The following is a 24,623-nucleotide window of genomic DNA, read 5'->3' as shown; positions in this document are numbered from 1 at the left end:
AAATTACTATCTTTAGAAGACTTCAATTCCCCTCATACTTTCTTTGAGGATGAAGTTTATCAACACTCCCGTTATAATGTTCTCCCTATTTATGGGACTGGGCATTGGTTTTTCACATTTTGTAAACGACATTTCTATCTTCTCGTTTCCCATTGTGACTGGGTTCTTTCTATTGTTATGTTTAAGTTGGATTATCGCAAGAAAACAGCTGTTTCAAAACGTGCTATTTGGAATATTAAGCTGTCTTATTTTCTTAACGTTAGGTTTTTTAAACTATCAAACCCGATTACCTGATTTCCGATCTAATCATTATTTACAACTTTCCACCAATGTTGGTCCCTCTGCAATTCAACTAAAAATTATAGATCAACTGAAACCGGACCGTTTTAATTCGAAATATATAGTAGAAATTAATGCCATTGAAGGAAAATCCTGTCATGGAAAAGCACTTCTCTATGTTCAGAAAAGAGATTCGATAGCACAACTTAGCATTGATGAGACGCTTCTGTTGAACTCAACAATTGAATCTATTCCCGAACCACAGAATCCCGGGCAATTCGATTATGGTGCTTATTTACAAACTTTGGATGTTTACAAACAACTTAGAATTTCAAAACATGACATTCTAAACCGAAGCTCCGGATCCCTCACTATTAAAGGGCGTGCGGAAAATTTGCGCAATCACTTAATTAGCGCTTTAGAACGCACTTCTATTGGTGAAAACGAACGGGCTATTATCCAGGCATTGATTCTTGGTGAGAAAAAAGACATAAGCCGTGAGTTGTATAAAGAGTATGCAGCTGCAGGAGCAGTTCATATTTTGGCTGTTTCGGGGCTACACGTAGGAATTATTTTTCTCCTTTTATCCAATCTTTTCAAGCCGCTTAAAAGGCTGCCTCATGGCGTTATAATTCACGGTTTACTTGTTTTTTGTTGTCTCTGGGGCTATGCTTTATTGACCGGATTATCACCCTCGGTAACAAGAGCGGTGACCATGTTTTCATTTTTTGCCTTTGCAGCAGCTATCCGCAGAGAAACCAACTCGGTAAATACGCTTTTTCTTTCTTTTTTTGTGTTACTAATTATAAATCCGAAGTGGTTGTTCCATGTTGGGTTTCAGCTGAGCTATATGGCAGTACTATCCATATTGCTTTTAAATCCGGTTATTTCGCGCATCTACAAACCTCGATATTATCTCGATAAATTATTTTGGAACATCACAACAGTTAGTTTATCAGCTCAAATTGGAATTGTTCCTTTAACCTTGTACTATTTTCATCAGTTTCCGGGATTGTTTCTACTTAGTAATATTATTCTTTTGCCTTTCCTCGGAATTATAATCGGTTGTGGAATTGTTATTCTACTACTGTCGTTGATTAATCAACTTCCGTTATGGTTGGGAGAAACATATCATTATTGCATTTATATGTTAAACAAATTTATAGGTTGGGTCGCGGGACAGGAGCAATTTCTATTTGAAGGCATACGTTTTTCCGAAGCAAAAGTCATAGCAACTTATTCTCTACTCATAAGCTTATTATGGCTTTTGAATCGCTTCAGTTATAAGCGAATTATGGTCACACTCGCATGCTTCAGTTTATTAGCAAGCAGTTTTATTTGGGAACGTTTTTCTTCTTCGGAAAATCAATTCGTTGTGTTTCATAAGAGCAGAAAGTCGTTGATGGGTTACAAACAAGGAGATGCGTTGCGTCTCTTCCGAAGCGATACTACAACAAACTACCAATACAACTATCCAATCAAAGATTATTACCAAACTGAAGGCATTCGCGTTCTTTCCGAAGCAAGCCTTCCGAAGGTATTAAAATACAACAACCAAATAATACTCGTTTTAGACAGCTTAGGTGTATATCCAAAAATTTCAGAAAAACCAATTGTGATTCTCACATCTAGTCCGAAGTTACATTTAGAACGACTAATCGATAGTTTGCAACCGAAGTTGGTAGTTGCAGATGGAAGTAATTATACTTCTTATGTGAACCGTTGGCGGAAAACCTGTGCACAAAAAAAGCTCCCTTTTCACCATACTGGCAATAAGGGAGCTCTCATCATCGAGTAGAGAAACACTTAACTAAAAACGCTACCCTTTGAATGTACTTTTAAAGTTTTGCTGATATTCCTGCCACGCTTCGGCGGTATTAACATTTTTATAATCCCCACTTCCTATCATTTTTAGGTATACCTCTAATTGTGGCGGCGTTTTATAACCTGGAAGTGCCTGAATTAAAGTTCCGTCTGCTTCAAAAAACACCAAACTCGGATATCCTCTTAATTTGAGGGCATCGGCAAAAAAGTGCGTTGCATTTCTACCTTTTCGCCCTTCCTGATAATTAGGATTTGTGTAGGTAAAATCTTCGAAAATGATCTCCTCAGTTCCTTCCGCATTAAACTTTACAGCATAATAATGCTCATTTACATATTCAATGACATCTTTATTGCTAAAGGTGTTTTTATCCAACATCTTACAAGGTCCACACCAGACGGTATAAACATCCATAAAAATCTTCTTTGGCGTTACTTTTTGAGCAGCCAAAGCTTCATTCATGGTCATCCATTGTATTTTTTGCGCGGAGACTCCTGTGGTAATAAGAATAATAAAAAGTAGTAGTATTTTTTTCATAATGTATAGGTCGTATTTAGTGGTAATTTCTATCCCCTAAATTCAGATTTAAAATTCTTCGAATAAGCATTGAAACTTTCTTGAGAAGTTAAGCTCAAATATTTTCCAGTTGCAAATACTTTAAGGTATAATTCAAGTCCTTGTGGTGTTAGGTAGCTCTTTACTGCTGTAATCACTTCCATATCATTATTAATAAAAACCACGGTTGGATATGCCCTAATACCTACATAACGGCTAAATTCGTGTAATCCATTTCTCTTGTTCGCCTTCGCGGGGTTGTAATCAGGATTCGAGAAGGTTTGATAATTAAAATTTACTACATCATTTCCTTCAGCATTGAACTTAACGGCATAATAATGTTCATTCACATAATCTGCCACATCTTGATTGTTAAAGGTATCTCTGTCCATCATTTTACAAGGTCCGCACCAATTAGTATACATGTCGACCATAATAAGTTTAGGCACTTTGGTTTGAGCAGCTAGTGCCTCATCCATCGACATCCAATTAATTTTTTGAGCGCTTACAGATCCTACAACCAATAAGAATATAACAAGTACTAATTTATTCATTAACTGTGTTTTTTCGAGCGTAATATTATGAAACAAAAAACGTTCCAAAAATGGAACGTTTTTTTTACTAATCTATTGTGCACTAGCGAACGCCGTGCATTAACTTTTTAAGCACCGGATTTAACATGATAGAAATCAATCCAACTCCAATTGGAATCAGGGTAAAAATTAGAAAGAAAGTACCCATAGAATACTCTGCCGATATTTTATCAATCATTCCACCCATTGTATTTGCCGCTTTTTGTCCTACGGCAATTGCGAGATACCAAACCCCGAACATAAAACCAATCATACGTGCCGGAACCAATTTACTTAAATAAGAAAGACCCAATGGAGAGAGGCATAATTCACCCATAGTGTGTAGCAAATATGCCAGTATTAAGAAAACCATACTCACTGAAGCTGTCATAGCTCCCGAAGGAATATCTGAAGCACCGTATGAAAGTACGGCAAAACCAAGTCCAAGTAGCACTAATCCTATTCCGTATTTTATTGCGGCACTTGGATTGTACTTGCTTTCCCACCATTTTGAAAAAATGGGAGCCAGCGTAATAATAAAAAATGAGTTAAGAATTCCGAACCAAGTAGCATCTACCTCTAATTCTGTTTGTGAAAACTTATCTGCCAAACGGAAAATCACTAATCCCCATATTCCTAAAAAAGCGATTACCAATGCTATGTTTGATAAACCAATTCTTGTATAGGTTTTTTTGACAAGTAAATAAATTACCCAGGTAATTATTATTAGTGGAATTGTTGTTAAAAGGGCATCTACAACCTTAAATATAGCTGCAGAATCCCCTGTTAGATTTCTATTGGTATAATCCTGTGCAAAGAGCGTCATCGATCCCAATGATTGCTCAAAAAATGCGAAAAAGAAAACCGTAAAAAGACCAAAAATTGACACAGCAATAAGTCGGTCCCGAACTATTGGTAAATACCGCGAAATACGCGTAACCAATAGAATAAGGAACATAAACAGCGCTGAGAGAACCACGATGTTTGTTCCGCTCATTCCACCAATCTCAAAGGGCACCAATGATGTTTCGTAAATCTTTTCCATAGGATCGTTGAAGAGATACAACAAACCTCCAACAGACGATAATACAATGAGAATGTAATCAAACATTGTGAACGGATTTAATTTGATCGCTACATTGTCTTCATCTTGACGTAATTCGGGTCTTTCCTCATTTATGTTTTGTGGAATTTCCACTTCATGTACTTTGGAAGGTTTAGCACCAATTTCACCGAAAATTTTATTTGCCATTAAAAACTGAAGCATTCCGAAAAACATAAAAATACCTGCAAGCCCAAAGCCCCAGGACCATCCAAAATTTTCGGCCAAATAACCACAAAGCATCATTCCGAAAAAAGCTCCGGCATTCACCCCCATATAGAATAAAGTATAGGCGCCATCTTTTTTGGATTCCTTTCCTTTGTACATTTCAGAAATGATTGAAGTAATATTCGGCTTAAAAAAACCAGTACCAATCACCAAAAGTGCAAGTCCTAAATAAAATGAAGTTGTTGTCTCCATAGCCATGGACGCATGGCCTAAGGTCATAATTATACATCCAATGACCACTGCCATTCTGTAACCTGTAATTTTATCTGCTATCCATCCACCAATAATTGGTGTTAAATATAGTAAGGAAGCATAGGTACCAATAAGTGCCAATGCATGTTCGCGAGGCCAGTCCCAACCAGGATTATCGCTTAATAACGGTGCCGTTAAAAAAAGCACTAAGAGAATTCTCATTCCATAGAATGAAAATCGCTCCCACATTTCGGTAAAAAAAAGTATAAAAAGTCCTGCGGGATGCCCTAAAACTTTGTCTTTAAATAAATTTTCTATATCTGTATTCATAGGAGAGTTATTTAAAAATTAATTAATCTTTTCGTCGGCTAGTTCGTAACCCTCCTGCTCCATCATCTTACGCTCGTTATCTTCTGCACCATGTGTTAGATGCTCTAATTTCTTTCTGAATAACATCACTAATATTCCAAAAATTACACAGAAAACTGCGATTCCTGTAAATATTGTGTACTCTCCCAAATCTTCCGAAGCTTCTCCCAATAAACCAGCGAGTTTGTTTCCAAAACCAGTCATTGCGAAATATATACCCATCATTAATGAAGCATATTTCAATGGCGCTAATTTGGTAATATAAGATAATGCTACAGGTGAAAGACAAAGTTCACCCACAGTGTGGAATAAATAAGCCAATACTAACCAATACATTGCAGAAGAACCATCACTATTAAACTGAGCTGCTGCGGCAGTCATAAAAAAGAAACCGGTCCCCATAATAATTAATCCGATGATCATTTTAAATAAAGAGGTAGAAACCTTTCCTTTAAGCTTTCGGCTTGCCCAGTAACCCGCTACGGTTGTTCCTAATATAATAATAAACATTGCATTTAATGACTGGAACCAAGAGGCAGGAACTTCCCAGCCCATTAACATTCTGTCTGTCTTTTCTGAAGCATAAATATTCATCAACCCACCGGCTTGCTCAAAAGCACCCCAGAAGACAATTACTAATAAGAACGAAATAAACAATACAACTACTCTATCCTTTTCAATTTTTGTAAGCGGCTTTTTCATTGCTGCTATTTCTTCAGGATTATCTGAAGTACCCGAATAATTACCTACATGGGTTAAATGCTTTTGTCCTAAAAGGTATTGGATAAGGCCCAATGCCATACCAATTCCAGCTAATCCAAATCCATAATGCCATCCGTAAACCTCTCCAACATAACCAACGATTAAACTCGATAAAAATGCACCGATGTTAATTCCAATATAGAAAATTGTAAATCCTTTATCTCTTCTAATATCTCCTTGCTTGTACAATCCACCAACCATGGTCGAAATGTTCGGCTTTAGCATTCCAACTCCTGCAATGATCAATCCAAGACCTGTATAAAAAGCCCACATTTGCTCAACTGCCAATATACTATGACCTGCTACAAGCAGAAGTCCTCCATAGAGCACAGATTTCTTCTGACCCAAAAACTTATCAGCTATCCATCCTCCGGGAATAGATGCAACATATACTAACATGGTGTACCAGCCATACAAGGCCAATGCTTCTCCATTACTCCAACCTAATCCCTCGTTATCACCGGTTGATTCTGCTACAAGATAAAGTACTAAAATCGCGCGCATTCCGTAATACGAAAAACGCTCCCACATTTCTGTGAAAAACAGTACATAAAGCCCTACCGGATGTCCGAATAACTCTTTTTGTTTAGGTTGTAAAGTCGAAGCCATATATTTTAGATTAAATTAGTGATTTAGTTTTTAATTTTTATCAGATTGTCCTTAGGTTCTCCCAAAGATTCCTTTATAAATCGAGTCATTTTACTATATAAATGTAATCTCGTGTTTCCTCCGTAAATTCCATGATTCTTATCTGGATAAACAGCCCAATCGAAAGGCTTATTAGCTTGCACCAACGCTTCCACTAGTCGCATGGTATTCTGAGCATGAACATTATCATCTGCACTACCATGAACCAATAAATAATCTCCTTCTAATTTATCCACATGTGAAATTGGAGAATTCTCATCATAGCCAGAAGGATTTTCCTGAGGTGTTTGCATATAACGCTCAGTATAGATAGTATCGTAGAACCTCCAACTCGATACGGGCGCCACAGCTATTGCCATTGCAAAAGTATCTGCTCCCTGGAACAGACAGTTTGACGACATAAATCCACCATAGCTCCAACCCCAGATCCCAATTCTGTCGGCATCTATATAAGGCAATGCACCTAACTTCTCAGCAGCTGCAATTTGGTCTTCAACTTCATACTTTCCTAATTCTTTTTGCGTCATTTTTTTGAAATCCCGTCCTTTTAATCCGGTTCCTCTTCCATCAACACAAACAACTATAAACCCATCCTGAACTAACATTTGATGCCAATAATCGTTCGCTCCTCCCCAACGGTTGGCAACGCTCTGAGAACCTGGTCCAGAATACTGATACATAAATAACGGGTATTCTTTATTTGGATCGAAGTTTTGAGGTTTAATAGTATACATATTAAGCTCCTCACCATTTACATTTATTGTAGAGAACTCTTTTGGCGACATCTTATAAGTTGCCAATTTATTTTTTAACTCATTGTTGTTTTTGATCTCCCTAACAAGCTTTCCTGTTTTTGCTTCGTTTAATGTGTAAACATAGGGAGTTTCACTACTTGAGAATGTACCAATATAATAACTGAAATCAGCACTGAAATCGGCTGCATTAGTCCCTGATTCCGTACTTAATCGCACTTTGTTCTTGCCAGATCGAAGCACCGAATAAACATCTCTGTTAGTGCTTCCGTTCTCGGTAGATTGGTAATAAATTCGGCCGGTATTTTGGTCAAAACCGTAATAATTAGTTACTTCCCAATTACCATCAGTAACTTGATTAACCGGCTTTCCTGTCTTGTCGTAATAGTAAATTTGATTCCAACCGCTTTTTTCACTGGTCCAGATAAAACTGTTGTCATTTAAAAATGTAAGATTATCTGTTATGTCAACATAGGCCTTATCTGTTTCTTTTAAAATAAGCTTCGAAGTATTATTCGACGCATCCACAAATATCAGATCTACCGTATCCTGATGTCGATTGGTAAGTTGTGCACTTAGCACATCTTTGTCTGCTGTCCATTCGATTCTTGGAATATAATAACTGTTATACTGCGAAAGATCGACCTTTGAAGTCTGGCCACTTGCCAAATCATATAAATGCAAAGATACTTTCGCGTTTGCTTCTCCTGCTTTTGGATATTTAAATACCTCTTGCGTCTGGTATAATTCTTTTCCGTAGACATCCATAGAAAATTCAGGAACTTCAGTCTCATCAAATCGGATAAATGCTAGTTTAGATCCATCTTTGTTCCAATCGAAGGCTCTTACAAAAGCGAATTCCTCCTCATAAACCCAATCGGTGATACCGTTGATAATACTGTTCTTTTTCCCATCGGATGTGATCTGTTGCTCTTTTCCGGATGCTAAATTTTTTATAAATAAATTATTGTCAAAACCGTAAGCGATTTTCGACCCATCATTGCTAAAAGTAGGCTCCTGAATTTTGTTCGTGGATACAAGGTCTAATTTCTTCGATTTTATATCGTACACATAGTAGGTCCCTAAGCTCGATCGTCTATAAATTTGTTTAAGCTCGGTTGCCAAAAGAAGTTTGGACTCGTCTTTACTAAATTCGTAAGAAATAATATGCTCGATTCCGGCAAGATCGTTGGTATTTACAAGTGTTTTTACCTTCTTTCCACTTTTATAATCGTAAACATCAACGGTAGATGCTTTCGCCGTTTGGTCGTAATTAAGTACCGAATATTCCTCTCCATTTTTAAGAGAACGCAGAACATCCAGTCCTTCAGTCCGGAAAGACCCTCCCCAAATTTCTTCTAATGTAATGTTTTTTTGTTGTGCTAAAAGTGTAGTAGATGCAGTAAGAAACAGCACTAAAATTCGTGTAAGAATATGTCTATTCAAGATGTTAAATTTTTGTTACGCCAAGTTTACTAAAATTTCTTGAAAGTATTGGGGTTTTTATGTTAAATAGCGCATTTTTAAAGACGAAATGCACTACGAATCCTCAGCTTTCTATTTTCTTTTCTGAAGGTATTATGAATGGATACTTTGAGACAGATCATCTCCCATCGTAAGAAAATACGTAATGCCATGAGTGATCTTTTTTTATAGTTTCTTCTGAAGTTCAACGGGAAACAAGAAATTGACTTTACTTTTTCTGCATTTTTGAAAATTGCGGCTTCAATGAATAGTGCAAATTTGACTTTATTCGAATACCAATTCCTCAATAACGCTATCTTTGCCCTTTACAATGTTTCAAAATATGTACAAACCCGTTTCAGGATTTTCAAAAAAAACTAAAGCACAAAAACTCGAGTGGTTAGCTACAACGCATTTTAGCAATGACGAAACTGCCATTGCTACCCTAAAAAAATATTGGAATAGTGATGAAAAACTTCAAAAGCTTCATGATGATTTTATCGAGAATACTATAAGTAACTATTACCTACCATTGGGAGTCGCACCAAATTTTCTAATCAACGGCACACTTTTCACGTTACCAATGGTAATCGAAGAAAGCTCGGTTGTAGCAGCTGCGAGTAATGCAGCAAAATTCTGGTTGAATAAAGGAGGTTTTACTTCCAATGTCATTTCCACTCAGAAAAATGGACAGGTTCATGTAAATTTCTTCGGAAAGCAATCTGATATTAGCACGTTCTTTTCCGAAGTAAAACCTAAACTGATAGAAAGCATCGCTTCTCTTCAGAAAAACATGCAAAAACGTGGCGGCGGACTCATTGATATCGTATTACTAAATTCGACCAAGGCACTTAACGGTTATTACCAACTTCATTGCACTTTTGAAACACTGGATGCAATGGGCGCCAATTTTATAAACAGCTGTCTTGAAGAAATTGCACGAACTTTTGAAACAGAGGCATCTACTTATACCCCGTTTAAGAATTGCAATCAATCACCCGAAGTAGTCCTTAGTATCTTATCCAATTTTGTCCCTGAGTGTTTGGTGCGTGCACAAGTTTCTTGTAAGGTTGAAGATCTAACTACAAAACATATTGATGGTGCAGTCTTCGCCCAAAAGTTTGTACGTGCGATCGACATTGCTAAAGTGGAACCAAGACGTGCAGTTACTCACAATAAAGGCATAATGAACGGCATAGATGCTGTCGTTCTCGCAACAGGTAACGATTTTCGAGCTGTAGAGGCTGGAGTGCATGCTTATGCCTCAAAAGATGGAAACTATACGAGTCTTACTGATGCCAAAGTCGAAAACGGTATTTTCACTTTTAGTATTGAAATACCATTGGCTCTCGGCACCGTGGGCGGACTTACCTCCTTACATCCGTTAACAAAATTGGCCTTTACACTTTTACAAAAACCAAATGCCAAGCAATTAATGCAAATCGTTGCGGTGGCAGGATTGGCTCAAAATTTCGCTGCCATAAGGTCCTTAGTGACAACAGGAATCCAGAAAGGGCATATGAAAATGCATTTGATGAATATCTTGAACCAAATGGAAGCCACAGAACTCGAAAAAGAGAAGGCTGTAACTTTTTTTACTGAGCATCAGGTGACTCATAGTTCGGTTGAAAGTTTTGTCGAAAATTTACGTAACTAATTTGAAAAGGAAATTCTATAGCAACGGTAAATTACTTCTAAGTGGCGAATACTTGGTATTAGCCGGTGCCGAGGCGCTTGCCGTCCCCTCTCGTTTTGGACAATCTCTGGAAATATTAGCTTCGGAAAAAGCCGGTATTTCATGGAAAAGTATTGCGGTCGACGACAGTATTTGGTACGAAGATACTTTTACAATATCCGATATTGTTCAATTTGAAGATGTTTCAGGAGAAAACAAAAACATTCGAGAAACACTGCTTAATATACTTAAAGTAGCCAAACAGCTGAATCCAAGTTTTTTGAATGATGCAAAAGGGTACGAAGTAGTTAGCCGTTTAAATTTTGATCGTCAATGGGGTTTGGGAACTTCTTCTACTTTAATAAATAATATTGCGCAATGGGCAGAAGTTGATGCTTTCAAATTATTAGATAAGAGTTTTGGAGGCAGTGGCTATGATATCGCTGCAGCTCAAAACGATAGCCCTATTCTATACAGAATTGAAAATGGACACCCGAAGATCGAAAAGATCAAGATCCATTGGAATTTCACCGATAAATTGTTTTTTGTTTATCTAAACAGAAAACAGGACAGTAAAGAAGGGATTAATCGCTTCCGGCTCGCTTCAGTGGGTGTAGAGCATCTTCAAACGATAAGTACAATCACCAGAGCTATTCTGGATACTAAAGATCTAACTAGTTTTGAGCAATCGCTTCAGAAGCATGAAGAATTCATTTCAGAAATACTAAAAATCCCAACCATCAAGAAACAGCTATTCTCAGATTATCCTAATTCTATAAAGAGCTTGGGTGCCTGGGGTGGAGACTTTATACTAGCTGTTGGTGATGAAGCAGATAGAGATTACTTCAGAAAAAAAGGTTATAGTACGGTTCTTTCTTATTCGGAAATGGTTAAATAAAAAAACCTCCCTAAATTACTTCAGAGAGGTTTGTATATGTTTTAAATATCTTTTTAAAAGAAATTTGCTCTATTATCTTCGATATCCGCACCCTCTTTCAAAGCCTTGAAGATCGCATTGTTCACTGTAGGCGTGATTTTGGCGTTTAATTGATTTGCATAGGTAGTATAACTCTCAAGGTTTGGCGCCTTATTTACCGCCAACACTTTCACTTTAAACACACCCGCTTTTCCATCTATAAGTCCTGTAGACTCACCAGCTTTCTTAGAAAAAGCAGCACCAACCACAGCTAACTCAGCACCTGCACCAGGAATAGTAGGAGCAGCCATTGTTAAGGCCGTTGCATTTTGAACTGTTACATTCTGACTTGCCGCGATTTCCTTAAGCTCTGTTCCTGTAATTGACTCACGAATTTTCTTAGCTTTTTTCTGGTTACGAAGAATTGGCGTTACAGCTGTTGAAGCCTCAGCAACACTCATTAATCCTTTAGGTGATTTTCTTGTTACTTGAACAATTACGTAGCCATTAGGTACTGAAAATCTCTTTACATTTCCAACATTGGTGTCTTCCTCAAATGCCCAGTTTACAATAGAACGATTGTTTCCAACACCAGGGATATTTGAATCCATTCGATCAATTTTATTTACGGGTTTCACTTCTATATTTTGTTCTTTCGCGAAGGTTGAAAAATCACCTTTTTGAGATCCCAACTCAAACTTAGAAGCTTGAGCAAATACATCACTCATTGTTTTTTCAGATGCTTCAATTTCTTTAGTAATTGTAGCTACTTTCACTGCTTTCTGAAGATTCTTTTGATCTTCCACAGAAATAACATGAAATCCGAAATCAGTTTCAACTACTCCAACAGTTCCTGGTTTGTTATCGATAGTAAAGTTATCGAAGGCTGCAACCATTCTTCCGGGAGCGTTATATCCTAAATCTCCACCTTTATCTTTATTTGATGTATCATCTGAAAACTGACCAGCTAGAACATCAAATTTACTTTTATCTCTTTTTACTACCGTCAAAAGACTATCTGCCAATTTTTGTGCTTCTTCTTTAGATCGTGTAATATCTTCTGCTGCTCTTAAAGTTCCGGCAAATCGAACCAAGATGTGCTTTGATTTAATAGAATCTGGCAATTGTTTGGTTTCAACAATACGACTCAGGTTAAAGTTGTTCCCTATTTTATAAGGACCATATACTTGACCTACTTTCAATGCCATTATAGAATCTGCAGCTTCTTGAGGTAACTCCTTTTTAAATTGCCATTTATCAACATAAGGCTGATCTGAATTCGCATTTACAAATTCTTCGAAATCCACCGCCTTAGCAAATCCTTGGATCGTATCGCTATACTGATACTTTGGACTCAATAGCGTTGCAATGTCTGCTTTTGCATCATTTACGTCATCTAGCGTAGGCTCTTCAGAAAAAGTAACATATTGAATATCTGCCTTAGCTTCAACTTCGTACTTAGAAGAATGTTCTTTTACGTAAGCTTTAATCTCTTCATCAGTTACAGTAACATCCCCGTCTGGTATTTTTGTATAAGGAATTTGAACATATTCTATATTCACTTTATCATTTTCAAAACGATATTCCTGCTCACCTTCAGCCAAGGTACTTCTCAATCCACCTTTTATAAGATTGTAATATGTGTCTTGTAGTACACTTGCCTCAACACTCTTTTCATAATCCAACCACTGTTGGTATGCTACCGGGTTTGAAGTTTTAATACTAGCAATATACTCCTGCATCTTTCCTTCATCGAATTGTCCCGCTTCATTTAAGAAAGTTGGGTTTCCTGCAAGACTTTGACGCATAGCACTTCCAATCTGAGCTTTCTCTGCAGAAAGTCCTAATTTTTCGTACTGTTCTTCAAGTAACACTTTTCTAAGTTCAGTTTCCCAAACTCGATTCATTGCCTGAGATGTAGTTCCATTTGGTCCTAACTGGCGTTGTACATTTTCAACTTGTTGCATAAAACTCTCCCGATCGATATCGGTTCCATTTACAACTGCAACAGTTGTTTGTGATTTATTTGAGGAAAAACCTCCATTACGGATAACATCTGCAAGAATGAAGGAGAACAACGCTAATGCGATGATGATAATAAGAAAGACTCCTCTTTTTCTAATGTTGTTTAATATTGCCATTTGTACTTTAATTTTACATTCTAACTATCGATTCTAATCGATTTTGAAAGAATTATGTTAGTCCCTATTTTACTGCTTACTCTTTATAAGACTGAATTTTAGGGAAAATCTTCACAATAATCAGGGGGCGAAAATACTATTTTCCCTTCATTAATAAAAAAGTTAATTTGAATATTTTCAGGAATTGAAGAAAATAGATGAAATGCAGTATCAGAGGGATTTGATTAGATGTTTTAAATTAAATGGGACAACACACTATTTTAGTAAAACATGAGACAAAAAATCTAGATAATAACCTTTATTAATCTTCCGGAATAAGAGTAACTTCTACCAGTTCAATTTTGGTGTTGGAAACTTCAAGAATATGAAAAGAATAGCGGTCTATCTGTACAGTTTCTCCTTGTTCCGGGATTTCTTCCCTAAAGTGAACGATCATCCCCCCTAGTGTTTCGTAATTTTCACTTACTGTAAAATTCAACTTGTAGGTCTCTATAAGATAATCGACTTCCAGTCGTGCCGAAAATTTATATTTCCCTTCACCTAGTTCCTCTTCGATTAGAGCAACACTATCGTGCTCATCTTCAATCTCACCAAACAGCTCTTCAATAATATCTTCTACAGTAATAATCCCGGAAGTTCCTCCATACTCGTCGATCACAACAGCCAAACTTTTTCGTTTTTTACTTAAAATATTAAGTACATCCTTGGCCAACATAGTCTCAGGAACAAAAATAACCGGCATGATTATTTTTTTAATGCTTTGTGGCTTTTTAAAAAGTTCGAAAGAATGTACATAACCTACAATATCATCGATATTATCTTTATAAACCAGAATTTTGGAAAGACCTGTATCAATAAAAATCTTTGTTAAGTCTTTTGGCGCTGTTTCAATATCCACGGCGATCATTTCAGTACGTGGAATCATAGCCTCTCTTGATTTTACTTCGGAAAAATCCAGGGCATTTTGAAAGATTTGAATTTCAGTATCGATTTCATCGTGTGTCTCGACGATTTCCATTTGTTCTGAAATGTAATTCCCAAGTTCGATCTTACTGAAGCTGAGCTGCACCATATCTCCTTCTGTTTTAAAAAAGAGCTTAAGTACAAGATCTGAAATCCAGATAATAGTTTCAGAAACTAAAGAAAATACCACGTAGAAAAAGTAAACTGGAACCGCGAAGATCTTCAGTAAATTATTTGCATATATCTGAAAAAACACCTTCGGTAAAAATTCCGCAGTAAGCAATATAACCAATGTAGAAATAACTGTTTGTAAAAGCAGACCTGCAAAGCCTTCCACAGGAAATCTTTGCATCAACAAATCCCCCATATAGAATCCATAGATCACCAGAGCGATATTGTTACCAACCAACATGGTCGCAATAAACTTAGAAGGGCGTTTGGTTATTTTCTTAAGAACGCCTGCCAGAAAGTTATTTTGTTTTTTCTCAATTTCTATATGAATCTTATTGGAAGAAACATAGGCAATTTCCATCCCAGAGAAAAAAGCGGAAAGAATTAACATGAGAATGATTATAAAAACACTGTAATCCACAGGAGTTAGTTATGAGTTATGTTAAGGGCTAAAGCTTTAAAAAAAAATGTCAATAACACCTTATTTTTTATTTCGCTCATCCATTTTTCTTCTAAAATTTCTTTTAAAGAAAAACATAAAAATGGCAACTACCCCAAAAAAAGCAAACAAATAAGCTCTGTTTCGGTTGTCAGACCAGTTTTCGTACACTATATATACGGAAAACGCAGCCATAGCCAAATATGCGTATTCAAAGAGTTTGTAAATATTATTCGCCATCGGTTTTTGTTTTATCGATCAATTGAACACCTTGGTTCTTCCGCGAGATGAAGTTAGTAAAATCTTCACTGGAATCAAACCTCGCACCGTCATTATAGGAACCATCTTTAAATTTAATTTGATAAGGCAGGTCGGTAAATACCCATTGATTTTTCTGGTCCCAATATAACTGCTCGGCTCTTAATACCAGACTATCGCTTGTGACCAGCACAACATTCTTTCGCAAATCCACAATGTCGGTTTCATCAAAACGAATCGCATAATCTGAGGTTACAGTACTCTCTTTTTCATCATCCCAGAAGTGTAGTTCAATTCCGTCGGGAAACTCTTGATATGGAAATTCCATATTGCTGTAATCCCAAAGTCTAGCGGCCAGAAGATTGGTAACAACCTTCCCCGAATCGGTATATTTAAGGTTAATATTCTTTCCTTCCGCAAAAGGAGCATTGTCCTTTAAATTCAACTTTTGAATATTTTTATAATTTCCTTCACATGCAAAAAGCGTGATGACAAAAAATAGAGCCATCACGCTTTTTACAATATGTTTGTGTTTTTTCATTCAGTTCGGGACTTCGCCCGGAATCTTATAGATTAGGAACTCTCACGCTACCTCCAACCCAACAGTTGAATGAGATCGTCTTCCCACCCATACCGGCATCGAAGATATCACTTTTTTGCGGAGCACGCTCTCTGTAACTTGAAGCTGTTGCTCTAGCATTTCCTGCGATTGATCCATCTACACGAGCGGCTTTTTCTGCCATCTCTGCAGCTTTCCAATAAATTGCTCTCTTTTCAAAAACAGTATTACCACAGTTGTTAGCACTTGCAGCATACATATTAGCTATTTTCAAATATGCTCTACCCATAGAAGGCTGATATTCTACGGCTTTCATGTAATAAGTTCTAGCTTGTCCACTTTGTCCATTCTGACGTTTCTCTTCCGCAATTCTGTAGTAGATTCTTGCGCTTTTACGAGGGTCACTCTGCATTCCTGCAGACTCTTCGAAGTAAGAAATAGCTTGAGCAGAATTTCCTTTTTCTTTTTCCAACTGACCTAAATAAAGCTTAGTATCTGCCGAAGGAGCCAATCTATCTAGCTGCTTCACCAATTTTATAAATAAAGGGTCGTTTGTACAATCTTTTCCTGAAAGACGCCCTGCCGCACGCTTAATCCAGTCAATATCGTCTTTTTTGGCATCAAAGTCTTTATTATATAATGGAATAAGGTTTGGACAATCGGCCAACTTACCTAATTTTCCATCGACACTTCCTTTTACTTTACCATAAGACCCAAGATTTGTTTCATAACCACTTAAACGCTTCTCGTCTCTTCCGGTTAATTTTTCACCAGCATCTTGCATATCTGTTAACTTAGTTAACTTTACAGCAAGTTCACTTTCTTCTTTTTCGATTTTTTCGGTTACTACATCATAAAGATCGAATACATTTTGCACATCCATCTCTCCAGTACTTTGTAAGTCAACTGCTAATGAGAAATAAGTATAAATACTTTTAGGACTAGTAAAATTTTCCGGATCTTTTTTGAAAGCATCATCGAAAGCTTTGAACTGCTCCATTTTAGTTCCGATACTGTTATCGTACTTTATTTGAGCGATATCTGACAAGACATCACCTTCTTTGGTTTTTGAAGGATAGTACTGAATTCTGTATTTATACGCTTGTTCGAGATCAGCAATTTTACTTTTATCGCCATTTTCAATAAAGTGTTCAAACATTTTAACTGCATATTGATAAGTAGCCATACTATAAGTAGGACATTCCTTAACAACCTGATCATAGTGTTGAAGGGCAGTTTCATAGTTTTTAGCTTTAGCAGGCTCTATAAATAAAGAACCTAGTTCAAAGCATTTATTATCTGCTTGAGCGAAGGTTTTACCCCCCAAAGTGAATGCGAATAGCATTACGAGTAAAATTGCTTTAGTTTTCATACTGTTAGTGTTTACTGTTTTAATCATAATATCTTTTTTCGAACCATCTGTCGTTAAGTGACAGACTTAAGAATGTGTTGAAAAAATTCTCTTGTATCAATCCAAAATCTGTTGTTCCTCGTTTTCCTAGTTCAAATCCGAGATTTATATTGGAGAATAATCTTCCTGCAGGTAGTCCTACTCCAAAAGATATGCCAAACTCATTAATATCTTGTCCTTCAATATTTATTCCGGTCTCTTCCATTCGCACTCCCGCTCTAAATATAATTCTCTTCCAATAATTCCCAATCGCATTATAATTTGGAATATAATAACCTCCTAATTTAAACTTGGAAGCATTCACATAATTTACATTACTTTGATTAGGATCAGAAAGTATTTGTCTATTTGTAAAGTTACTGGTTTTTTGATTGGTATATTCGAGACCAGCAAACCAATTTTTAGGTTGTCCAATTCCAGCTCCAAGAGTAATTTGTGATGGGTAGGTAAAATCTGAATTCGGATCTGTAATATCTATGAATTGACTAGGCACTAACAATCCTGATGGTAAAACTGCTATTGAAGATATTTCCCTACTATTTTCTGAAACAAAATTAGTTCCAGGGGTATAATTTATTGCTGAAGACAATTCTAGGTTATCAGTAACCATGGTCTTGTAAGTGGCACCCAAATTAAAACTGAAACCACGAATATCAGAACGACTGATAACTCTTGTCCCTAATTCAACTTCGTCTACTTTTGTATAAACTGCATTTTGGATATTTCCAAAATTATAATTAGTTTCTACTCCAATATTTAAACCGGGCATGATGGTGTATGCAAAGGTTAAAAAAGCCCTGTTTAGGCCTCCTTCACCGGAAGACTGAGTGATAACACCTTCTCCAACAGATTGTAATTTATATCCCACTGCTGAATATGGAATTAATCCAAAACTAGCTCCTAATTTACCCATAGGAATACCAATAGCAATATAATCTAAAGATGTGGTAGAAGTTTTTTGAGATTCGGATGCATTTTTTTGAGTTACATACTTATGGCTTCCTCCAACAGAGTAATTTACCAGCCTTAAATCTGCAATAGATGCCGGATTTTGAAGGTTTAAGTGTATACTGTCAGACAGCATACCTATTCCTGACATTGATCTGTTTTCGGCAGTACCCTTGAATTTTTGGATCCCAATTCCGTAAAATGAATATGGAGAGGTAGTCCCTTCCTGAGCTAATGATATTCCTGATACAAAGATCAATACTCCAATAATAATTCGCTTCAACATCAATATTTGTTATGTTCTAAAATATAATTTAAGCCCTCCAATAGAAAATTTGAGTTGGCAAAGATGTCACTTTTTAAGCTATCACGCAAAAAATGAGCATCCCCTCCTGTTAAAATAACTGTTAAATCCTCATAATTATTTCTATAAGCCGCAATTGTACCATCTATTTCATTCAAAACGCCATTAACGACTCCGGAATGAATTGAGGTATTGGTTGTATTTCCAATCAATGATTTGGGCAATATTGGATCCAGAAGAGGAAGTTTGGCTGTATTCTTATGTAAGGCGGAATACCGCATCGTAACACCCGGGGAAATTGCACCTCCCAGATAATCACTTTCTGAACTTAAGAAATCGAATGTTATACAACTGCCTGCATCAATAATAAGTACGTTTTTTCCAGAATACTGTGCTGCGGCCGCACTAACTAATGCGATTCTATCCACCCCTAATGTACTTGGAGTAGCATACAAATTCTTGAAAGGTACCTTGGTTTCATGGGTAAGTACACTAACGGGGTACTTTTCTTCAAGTTGTGAGAGTTGATGCTTTGTGAAAGCACCAACTGACGAAACAATACAGTTTTTAATTTCTTTATTGTTTTCTGTGATAGTGTCCAGAATCTCTAAGAAATCACTTTTTATACATGTTTTTTTATGTTGAAGTTCGTCCGCTTCAAACACGGCGAGCTTCAAGAGGGTATTACCAACATCAATAATTAGGTTCATTTGCACTTATGAGGACGTAAAAATACAATATGAAACACCACGGACTTGTTAATACTCTATTAAATTGGAGAAGATCTGCAAAAAAAATTATTGACATTATGCTTTGCAAACGATAAAATAGATTTATATTTGCGCTCTCAATAAAGCTACCTTAGCTCAGTTGGTAGAGTCCCGAAGTATCGGGAGACTGAAAATCCAACAACCGAACGATAGTACTGTTGAGAATAAAATATTGAAAGTAAGGTACCTTAGCTCAGTTGGTAGAGCAATGGACTGAAAATCCATGTGTCCCTGGTTCGATTCCTGGAGGTACCACATCAACTCCCTTAAACTTACGTTTTTGGGAGTTTTTTGTTTTTTAGAATTATGGTGTATCATACTATTAATTCTGAAAGTATAATACCGAAACATTAACTCTGGTTCCCCCGAAGTATCGGGGCTGGAGGTACCACATCAACTCCCTTAAACTTACGTTTTTGGGAGTTTTTTGTTTTTTAGAATTATAGTGTGAAGTCCATTAATTCTGAAAATACAATATTAAAAAAATAAGCCTGGTTCCCCCGAAGCATCGGGGCTGGAGGTACCACATCAACTCCTTTAAACTTACGTTTTTGGGAGTTTTTTGTTTTTTGTTTTTTGTTTTTTAGAATTATAGTGTGAATTCCATTAATTCTGAAAATACAATATCAAAAAAATAAGCCTGGTTCCCCCGAAGTATCGGGGCTGGAGGTACCACATCAACTCCCTTAAACTTACGTTTTTCGGAGTTTTTTGTTTTTATGGTGTCGTTTGGTAGATAACAAAACCCTAATTTTAAAATCTCCCCCATTTATGTAATTTTGCAGTCAAAACATTTAGATGAATTTTAGACTTTTATTTTTTGCCATTTTTCTGACATTATCTACAACGGTATCTTCACAAATTTTAAATGCCGAATCGCTTCGGAAAGTGACGGATACTTCAGGTTGGTCCGGAGCTGCATCGCTTAATTTTTCATTGAAAAGAAATACCAACGACTTCTTTTCAATTTCAAACTCAATCCATGTCCAATATAAAATGGACAAGCACCTCGTTTTATTTAAGAATGATATCGAATTTCAGAAAATTGAAGGTGATAAATTTGAGAATTTCGGAATTTCTCATTTGCGCTACAATTATCGCCTTCGCCCACGATTAACATGGGAAGTCTTTATTCAAGGGCAATATAATAAGGTCTCGAAAATTGACTTTAGGGGATTATTGGGAACAGGCCCTCGCTTTAAACTTACTGAAGACGAGAACTATAAATTCTATTTCGGTGTCCATGCTATGTACGAGTATGAGGAAATTTCGGACGGAGTCACCCCGGATCAGCGTGATATAAGGGGGAGTTCGTATTTCTCTTTTAGTTTATATCCATTAGATAACCTTAGCCTGACTAGTACAACCTACTACCAGCCAAGGTTTTCCGAATTAAGTGATTATCGTATTTCTAGTCAGTCATCAATAGTGGTTAAACTCATCAAGAATTTCGCCATGAAAACTACCTATACCTTTACCTATGACGCAGCGCCGGCACTTGGAATTCCAAATTCTCAATACGATTTGTCAACTGGACTTGCCTATACTTTCGATTAAATTTCGAGTCTATTTCCGAAGAAAACATTTACATCTTTAAGAATAAAAGTAATTCCGAAGCATAAAGAATTAATAAAACTTTAGTAAGCTTCTTTCGCTTAGAAAGACTACTTACTTATATTTACCTCATTGTAAAACCAAAAGGAAATAATTTCCGTACATATTTATACATTATATGGCAGCCAACAATTATTACGACCCCGCAGACCTTCGAAAATTTGGTCAAATCACCGAATGGAGTGAAGAATTAGGAACAAAATTCTTCGATTATTATGGAAAAGTATTTGAAGAAGGTGCACTTACAGCCCGAGAGAAATCGTTAATTGCTCTCGCTGTAGCGCATACCGAACAATGTCCTTATTGCATTGATGCATATACAAAAGATAGTCTTCAGAGAGGAGTCACTAAAGAACAAATGATGGAAGCTATTCACGTTGGTGCTGCAATAAGAAGCGGCGCTACCTTGGTTCACGGAACTATGATGATGAATAAAGTTAACAAACTGGAAATGTAGGTTGTAACACGCCTTCAAATGAAGTCTCGTAAACAGACGAGAAATCCAATATTCAATTTTAAAAGTCGAAATTCGATTAGATGTCAAAAATAAAACAGCAATCCCTACATAAAAGAGAAGCAGAACTGGCAAATGCTAACAGACAACTGGAAATACTGTCTAATGGTATTTTTGGAGATGGTGAACTGCCCACTTTTGCTAAAAAAATTAAAGAAACAAATCAATTTCCACTACGTCCTAAGAAGCTGGAAATCCTACAGATTAATGTGGGCTATATGTGCAATCAAGTTTGTGAGCACTGTCATGTGGATGCCGGCCCCGACCGTAAAGAAATCATGACTTGGGAAACCATGGAGCAGTGTCTTGATGTAATCAAAAATACCGGTGCACACACACTGGATCTTACCGGGGGAGCGCCCGAAATGAATCCAAATTTTCGCAGATTTGTAGAGGAAGCAAGTAAAGCTGGTATAAAGGACTTTATTGTACGAAGTAATCTTACGATTATAAGAGCGAATAAGAAATATTACGATCTCCCCGAATTTTTTAAAAAGCATAATGTTCATGTGGTAAGTTCAATGCCGCACTGGACTCGTGGTAAAACAGACAAGCAACGTGGTGAAGGTGTTTTCGATTTGTCAATCAAAGCGTTACAGGAGCTTAATGCGATTGGATATGGAATGCCGGATAGCGATTTGCGATTAGATTTAGTATACAATCCTAATGGTGCTTATCTCCCGCCAGAGCAGGCAGGTCTTGAAAAAGATTTTAAACATGGTCTTTTGGAAGACTTCGGAATACATTTTCACAACCTATTCGCGATTACAAATTTACCAATTGCCCGATTTTTAGATTACTTAATAGCTTCGGAAAACTACGAGGATTATATGTATCAGTTAGTAGACGCTTATAACCCAACTGCAGTAAAAAATGTAATGTGTACCAATACTATTTCGATTAGCTGGGACGGTTGGTTGTATGATTGTGATTTCAATCAAATGCTTGGTTTGAAGGTAGCAAGTAAGGTAAAGCATATTTCAGATTATAATGAAACTGTATTAAACGACAGAAATATTATGATTTCACAGCATTGTTACGGTTGTACCGCTGGCGCAGGAAGTAGTTGTCAGGGAGCCGTTACAGAATAATTTCAAAAGACTTTTAGAATTAAATAGAATGAATCGCTTCTTTCTGCATATTGTTATCCTTTTTGTTTGTGCTTCTGCGGTTGCTCAAAAGTCGCTGAATAACTTGTTAACGCAATACAATACCAGAAGTATTCCTTATATCTCTGCGGAAGAAACACGAATGCTTCAGTTAAACGATACTGTTATTATTCTCGATTCTCGTGAGCAGGAGGAGTTTGATGTGAGTCATATCCCTTCAGCTAGATTTATAGGGTTTAATAGTTTTTCTTCTGAAAGAGTTTCCGAAGAAATAAAAGATAAAAACATACCAATCGTTGTATATTGTTCGCTCGGAATTCGTTCTGAGGAAATAGCTGAAAAGCTCAAAAAAGCAGGGTTTACGAACCTCAGAAACTTGTATGGCGGTATATTTGAATGGGTAAACAAAGAGTTTCCTGTGGTAGATTCCGAAGAGAAAAAAACGTTAAATGTACATACCTTTAATAAGCATTGGAGTCAATGGCTAGAAAAAGGAACAAAAATTTACAATACAGTTAATTAACTTTTTATATGGCGTTGCTAGCAAATAAAAATACGGATGACGATAAGCATTTTGTGGGAGATTTTCACTTTCCAACTTCAAAGAAGGCGCTTATTATTTTTACCCGGAATCCTGAATTGGGAAAATGTAAAACGAGATTGGCAGCTACTATTGGCGACGCAGCTGCATTAGAGGTTTATAAAGTACTTCTTAAGCATACTGCCGACATAACAAAGAACTTAAATGTCGATAAGTTTGTGTTTTACAGTGAAGCAATTTATAAAAATGACAGCTGGGACGATACAGTATACAGAAAGCATTTACAGTTGGGTGAGGACCTGGGAATACGGATGGAAAACGCTTTTAAGGATGTATTTTCCATGGGTTACGAGTCTGCCATAATTATTGGTAGCGATATGTACGATCTTTCACAGAAAGATCTTGAAGAGGCTTTCCAAGTGTTAACATCAAATAATCTTGTGATTGGACCTGCACAGGATGGAGGCTATTATTTATTGGGGATGAAGGAAGTCTTCCCTGCCTTATTTAAAGGTAAAAACTGGGGGACGGATAGTGTTTTACAAAACACACTAGAAGATCTTAAAAATGAAACCTATATTCAGCTTTCGCTTCGTAATGATATTGATTATTATGAGGACATGAAAGACATTGAAGCATTAAACAAATTTGTGACAACTATAAGCAACTAATTAAGAATTAAGAGCGAACATTTATATGAAGAAATACATAAAAGAATCCGCAGCATTTTTAACCCAGCGCGGATTTGATTCTCCCGAAATAGGTATCATATTAGGTACCGGGCTCGGGCAAATTCTTGAGAAAATTGAAATTATAGCCGAAATAAGCTATAATCACATTCCTAACTTCCCTACAGCCACAGTCGAATTCCATAAAGGGAAGTTGATTTATGGTACTTTGGAAGGAAAAAAGGTCATTGTAATGCAAGGTAGATTCCATTTATACGAAGGTTACTCACTTGGAGACGTCACTTTTCCTGTGCGAGTGATGCGTGCATTGGGTATAAAAAGATTATTAGTGAGTAATGCTTCCGGAGCTATTAATAAAGATTATAAAAAAGGTGAAATCATGCTGATTGATGATCATATCAATCTTCAGGGAGGCTCACCTTTAGCTTTTAAAGGCGTTGAGAAAATGGGCGAAAGATTTGTAGATATGAGTGCGCCATATGACAAGGATATGAACGCTAAGCTAGAAGAGATTGCCAAAGAAAACAATATTCGACTTCATAAAGGAGTCTATGCGAGTGTCGTTGGACCTCAACTGGAAACACGTGCCGAATACAGATACTTGAGTATTATTGGTGCAGATGCTGTGGGAATGAGTACAGTTCCTGAGATTATCGTTGCTAACCATCTGGGATTACCGGTTTCGGCCTTGTCTGTATTAACCGACGAATGCGACCCGGACAATTTAAAAAAGGTTGATATTGAAGATATCATCGCACAAGCAGGTAAAGCAGAACCACAAATGATTACACTTTTTTCTGAATTAATTAAACAAATATAATCAGTTTACAGTTTACAGTCGCAGTGGGCAGAAATC

Annotated in this window: 22 protein-coding genes and 1 tRNA gene; 10 read left to right on the top strand and 13 right to left on the bottom strand. The window is 36.7% G+C overall.

Features of this window, described 5'->3' with window-relative positions; all coding sequences use genetic code 11:
- Window positions 1–49: 49 nt before the first annotated feature.
- On the top strand, window positions 50–2,077 hold the full coding sequence (locus BXY75_RS04455; protein WP_121906479.1) for a ComEC/Rec2 family competence protein: 2,028 nt from the start codon (window positions 50–52) through the stop codon (window positions 2,075–2,077).
- A gap of 21 nt (window positions 2,078–2,098) precedes the next feature.
- On the opposite strand, the gene BXY75_RS04450 is transcribed toward BXY75_RS04455, so the two are convergent.
- From BXY75_RS04450 to BXY75_RS04430, 5 genes are all read right to left on the bottom strand, one after another.
- On the bottom strand, window positions 2,099–2,638 hold the full coding sequence (locus BXY75_RS04450; RefSeq protein WP_121906478.1) for a thioredoxin family protein: 540 nt from the start codon (window positions 2,636–2,638) through the stop codon (window positions 2,099–2,101).
- A 29-nt stretch (window positions 2,639–2,667) separates the two neighbouring features.
- Window positions 2,668–3,210, bottom strand: a complete 543-nt coding sequence (locus BXY75_RS04445) for a thioredoxin family protein (protein WP_121906477.1) — start codon at window positions 3,208–3,210, stop codon at window positions 2,668–2,670.
- A gap of 82 nt (window positions 3,211–3,292) precedes the next feature.
- Window positions 3,293–5,080, bottom strand: coding sequence for a peptide MFS transporter (locus BXY75_RS04440; RefSeq protein ID WP_121906476.1), 1,788 nt, complete (start codon window positions 5,078–5,080; stop codon window positions 3,293–3,295).
- Window positions 5,081–5,098: 18 nt separating this feature from the next.
- Window positions 5,099–6,490, bottom strand: a complete 1,392-nt coding sequence (locus BXY75_RS04435) for a peptide MFS transporter (RefSeq protein WP_121906475.1) — start codon at window positions 6,488–6,490, stop codon at window positions 5,099–5,101.
- A gap of 23 nt (window positions 6,491–6,513) precedes the next feature.
- Window positions 6,514–8,727, bottom strand: a complete 2,214-nt coding sequence (locus BXY75_RS04430; RefSeq protein WP_394347325.1) for a S9 family peptidase — start codon at window positions 8,725–8,727, stop codon at window positions 6,514–6,516.
- Window positions 8,728–9,088: 361 nt separating this feature from the next.
- Here BXY75_RS04430 and BXY75_RS04425 point away from each other — a divergent pair, with 361 nt between their 5' ends.
- Together BXY75_RS04425 and BXY75_RS04420 are read left to right on the top strand one after the other, a co-directional pair.
- Complete coding sequence (locus tag BXY75_RS04425; protein WP_121906609.1) at window positions 9,089–10,402, top strand: hydroxymethylglutaryl-CoA reductase, degradative; 1,314 nt, start codon at window positions 9,089–9,091, stop codon at window positions 10,400–10,402.
- Window position 10,403: 1 nt separating this feature from the next.
- Complete coding sequence (locus tag BXY75_RS04420) at window positions 10,404–11,318, top strand: GYDIA family GHMP kinase (protein ID WP_121906610.1); 915 nt, start codon at window positions 10,404–10,406, stop codon at window positions 11,316–11,318.
- 53 nt (window positions 11,319–11,371) lie between these two features.
- Here BXY75_RS04420 and BXY75_RS04415 read toward each other — a convergent pair whose 3' ends face one another.
- The 7 genes from BXY75_RS04415 to BXY75_RS04385 all read right to left on the bottom strand — a co-directional run bounded on the left by BXY75_RS04415 (window position 11,372) and on the right by BXY75_RS04385 (window position 19,240).
- Window positions 11,372–13,477 (bottom strand): peptidylprolyl isomerase, encoded by a 2,106-nt coding sequence (locus BXY75_RS04415; RefSeq protein WP_121906473.1) that lies wholly within the window; start codon window positions 13,475–13,477, stop codon window positions 11,372–11,374.
- A gap of 301 nt (window positions 13,478–13,778) precedes the next feature.
- Window positions 13,779–15,032, bottom strand: coding sequence for a hemolysin family protein (locus tag BXY75_RS04410; RefSeq protein ID WP_262697273.1), 1,254 nt, complete (start codon window positions 15,030–15,032; stop codon window positions 13,779–13,781).
- A gap of 60 nt (window positions 15,033–15,092) precedes the next feature.
- Complete coding sequence (locus BXY75_RS04405) at window positions 15,093–15,290, bottom strand: hypothetical protein (RefSeq protein WP_121906471.1); 198 nt, start codon at window positions 15,288–15,290, stop codon at window positions 15,093–15,095.
- The gene (gene lptC, locus BXY75_RS04400; RefSeq protein WP_121906470.1) at window positions 15,280–15,849 is read right to left on the bottom strand and encodes an LPS export ABC transporter periplasmic protein LptC; all 570 of its coding nucleotides are present in this window, start codon (window positions 15,847–15,849) and stop codon (window positions 15,280–15,282) included. The genes BXY75_RS04405 and lptC overlap by 11 nt, the downstream gene beginning before the upstream one ends.
- Window positions 15,850–15,874: 25 nt before the next feature.
- Window positions 15,875–17,239 (bottom strand): tetratricopeptide repeat protein, encoded by a 1,365-nt coding sequence (locus tag BXY75_RS04395; RefSeq protein ID WP_245962913.1) that lies wholly within the window; start codon window positions 17,237–17,239, stop codon window positions 15,875–15,877.
- A 19-nt stretch (window positions 17,240–17,258) separates the two neighbouring features.
- Window positions 17,259–18,512, bottom strand: a complete 1,254-nt coding sequence (locus BXY75_RS04390) for a hypothetical protein (RefSeq protein WP_121906468.1) — start codon at window positions 18,510–18,512, stop codon at window positions 17,259–17,261.
- Entirely contained in the window at window positions 18,512–19,240 is a 729-nt protein-coding gene (locus tag BXY75_RS04385; protein WP_121906467.1) for a type III pantothenate kinase, read from the bottom strand. Before BXY75_RS04385 ends, BXY75_RS04390 begins: the two co-directional genes overlap by 1 nt.
- Window positions 19,241–19,482: 242 nt before the next feature.
- On the opposite strand from BXY75_RS04385, the gene BXY75_RS04380 reads away from it, so the two are divergent.
- A tRNA-Phe gene (locus tag BXY75_RS04380) sits at window positions 19,483–19,555 on the top strand.
- A 539-nt stretch (window positions 19,556–20,094) separates the two neighbouring features.
- Here the strand turns inward: BXY75_RS04380 and BXY75_RS17240 are convergent.
- Window positions 20,095–20,304: a hypothetical protein gene (locus tag BXY75_RS17240; protein ID WP_245962918.1), complete on the bottom strand. Its 210-nt coding sequence runs from the start codon at window positions 20,302–20,304 to the stop codon at window positions 20,095–20,097.
- Here BXY75_RS17240 and BXY75_RS04370 point away from each other — a divergent pair.
- The 6 genes from BXY75_RS04370 to BXY75_RS04345 all read left to right on the top strand — a co-directional run bounded on the left by BXY75_RS04370 (window position 20,237) and on the right by BXY75_RS04345 (window position 24,587).
- Window positions 20,237–20,857, top strand: a complete 621-nt coding sequence (locus BXY75_RS04370; protein WP_245962917.1) for a DUF481 domain-containing protein — start codon at window positions 20,237–20,239, stop codon at window positions 20,855–20,857. The genes BXY75_RS17240 and BXY75_RS04370 overlap by 68 nt on opposite strands.
- A gap of 175 nt (window positions 20,858–21,032) precedes the next feature.
- On the top strand, window positions 21,033–21,371 hold the full coding sequence (locus tag BXY75_RS04365; protein ID WP_121906464.1) for an arsenosugar biosynthesis-associated peroxidase-like protein: 339 nt from the start codon (window positions 21,033–21,035) through the stop codon (window positions 21,369–21,371).
- 80 nt (window positions 21,372–21,451) lie between these two features.
- Window positions 21,452–22,519: an arsenosugar biosynthesis radical SAM (seleno)protein ArsS gene (arsS, locus tag BXY75_RS04360; protein ID WP_394347324.1), complete on the top strand. Its 1,068-nt coding sequence runs from the start codon at window positions 21,452–21,454 to the stop codon at window positions 22,517–22,519.
- Window positions 22,520–22,547: 28 nt separating this feature from the next.
- The gene (locus BXY75_RS04355) at window positions 22,548–23,060 is read left to right on the top strand and encodes a rhodanese-like domain-containing protein (protein WP_121906463.1); all 513 of its coding nucleotides are present in this window, start codon (window positions 22,548–22,550) and stop codon (window positions 23,058–23,060) included.
- A gap of 8 nt (window positions 23,061–23,068) precedes the next feature.
- Window positions 23,069–23,749, top strand: coding sequence for a TIGR04282 family arsenosugar biosynthesis glycosyltransferase (locus BXY75_RS04350; protein WP_121906462.1), 681 nt, complete (start codon window positions 23,069–23,071; stop codon window positions 23,747–23,749).
- 25 nt (window positions 23,750–23,774) lie between these two features.
- Entirely contained in the window at window positions 23,775–24,587 is an 813-nt protein-coding gene (locus BXY75_RS04345) for a purine-nucleoside phosphorylase (protein WP_121906461.1), read from the top strand.
- Window positions 24,588–24,623 lie beyond the last annotated feature (36 nt).

The organism is Ulvibacter antarcticus (genome assembly GCF_003688405.1).
GTDB lineage: Bacteria > Bacteroidota > Bacteroidia > Flavobacteriales > Flavobacteriaceae > Ulvibacter > Ulvibacter antarcticus.
This window is presented reverse-complemented; position numbering and strand designations above follow the sequence as displayed.

Excerpts from the sequence above, each read along its gene's own strand:
- BXY75_RS04455 (WP_121906479.1), top strand. The coding sequence starts at position 50 with ATGAAGTTTATCAACACTCCCGTTATAATGTTCTCCCTATTTATGGGA.
- BXY75_RS04450 (WP_121906478.1), bottom strand. The coding sequence starts at position 2,638 with ATGAAAAAAATACTACTACTTTTTATTATTCTTATTACCACAGGAGTC.
- BXY75_RS04445 (WP_121906477.1), bottom strand. The coding sequence starts at position 3,210 with ATGAATAAATTAGTACTTGTTATATTCTTATTGGTTGTAGGATCTGTA.
- BXY75_RS04440 (WP_121906476.1), bottom strand. The coding sequence starts at position 5,080 with ATGAATACAGATATAGAAAATTTATTTAAAGACAAAGTTTTAGGGCAT.
- BXY75_RS04435 (WP_121906475.1), bottom strand. The coding sequence starts at position 6,490 with ATGGCTTCGACTTTACAACCTAAACAAAAAGAGTTATTCGGACATCCG.
- BXY75_RS04425 (WP_121906609.1), top strand. The coding sequence starts at position 9,089 with ATGTACAAACCCGTTTCAGGATTTTCAAAAAAAACTAAAGCACAAAAA.
- BXY75_RS04415 (WP_121906473.1), bottom strand. The coding sequence starts at position 13,477 with ATGGCAATATTAAACAACATTAGAAAAAGAGGAGTCTTTCTTATTATC.
- BXY75_RS04405 (WP_121906471.1), bottom strand. The coding sequence starts at position 15,290 with ATGGCGAATAATATTTACAAACTCTTTGAATACGCATATTTGGCTATG.
- lptC (WP_121906470.1), bottom strand. The coding sequence starts at position 15,849 with ATGAAAAAACACAAACATATTGTAAAAAGCGTGATGGCTCTATTTTTT.
- BXY75_RS04395 (WP_245962913.1), bottom strand. The coding sequence starts at position 17,239 with ATGAAAACTAAAGCAATTTTACTCGTAATGCTATTCGCATTCACTTTG.
- BXY75_RS04390 (WP_121906468.1), bottom strand. The coding sequence starts at position 18,512 with ATGTTGAAGCGAATTATTATTGGAGTATTGATCTTTGTATCAGGAATA.
- BXY75_RS04385 (WP_121906467.1), bottom strand. The coding sequence starts at position 19,240 with ATGAACCTAATTATTGATGTTGGTAATACCCTCTTGAAGCTCGCCGTG.
- BXY75_RS04365 (WP_121906464.1), top strand. The coding sequence starts at position 21,033 with ATGGCAGCCAACAATTATTACGACCCCGCAGACCTTCGAAAATTTGGT.
- arsS (WP_394347324.1), top strand. The coding sequence starts at position 21,452 with ATGTCAAAAATAAAACAGCAATCCCTACATAAAAGAGAAGCAGAACTG.
- BXY75_RS04355 (WP_121906463.1), top strand. The coding sequence starts at position 22,548 with ATGAATCGCTTCTTTCTGCATATTGTTATCCTTTTTGTTTGTGCTTCT.
- BXY75_RS04350 (WP_121906462.1), top strand. The coding sequence starts at position 23,069 with ATGGCGTTGCTAGCAAATAAAAATACGGATGACGATAAGCATTTTGTG.
- BXY75_RS04345 (WP_121906461.1), top strand. The coding sequence starts at position 23,775 with ATGAAGAAATACATAAAAGAATCCGCAGCATTTTTAACCCAGCGCGGA.